This is a genomic window from Pseudomonas sp. AMR01 (assembly GCF_041946035.1).
In the GTDB taxonomy this organism is placed as follows: Bacteria; Pseudomonadota; Gammaproteobacteria; order Pseudomonadales; family Pseudomonadaceae; genus Aquipseudomonas; species Aquipseudomonas antarctica_B.
Map to the genome: position 1 here is coordinate 1 of NZ_JAUTYR010000124.1, position 607 is coordinate 607.

A 607-nucleotide genomic window follows, 5' to 3' on the forward strand; every position below is an offset into this window, starting at 1 on the left:
GGCTCGACATGCAGATCGGGGTGGATGGCCTGCACGTCGACCACCCGCGTGCCCGCCTCGATCCCGCGCGTTTGCGCCGCCGCACTCAGCCCATGGACCACCGGGCCATGGCTGCCGTCGCGTGACAGGACCACCGGCACCTCATCCCCCGGAACGCTGCGGTATTGGGCGATCACCCGTTTCCACCGCTCCATCGTCAGCATAGGGAACCAGACGGAGACGATCCGCGGCGCGGGGGCTTTGGCGTTTCTCGGGGTCATGGCTGGCCACCCAGCGTCCGGGCGCATGGCCGCGGGCGCGAAACAACTCGAGGTCCCACCGCGCCGCACCTGGTGCCTGTGGATCGTCGGGATGCGCCTGCGCGGGCAGGGAGGCGATGCGCCAACGCATCCGCGCCGCACTCAAGCCCCCCGGATCGCCGCTGCGAATAAGATAGAGCGGCACGCCCGAGGCCTCGGCCCTGAGCGACAACCGTTTGGTGGCGGTGAAATCCAGCACCTCCGGCCCGCCATGCACCTCGCCCACTACGGCGGAAAGCCCGGCGCAGGACGCCCCTTCCTCCATCGTCCAAAGCACGTCGCGGGCATGGCTGGCGGTGACCAGAAGC

At 69.9% G+C, this 607-nt stretch carries 1 protein-coding gene; it reads right to left on the reverse strand.

Features of this window, described 5'->3' with window-relative positions:
- Positions 1–141: 141 nt before the first annotated feature.
- On the reverse strand, positions 142–607 hold a 466-nt coding region (locus tag Q7C20_RS26840; RefSeq protein ID WP_375071202.1), incomplete at its 5' end, for a hypothetical protein.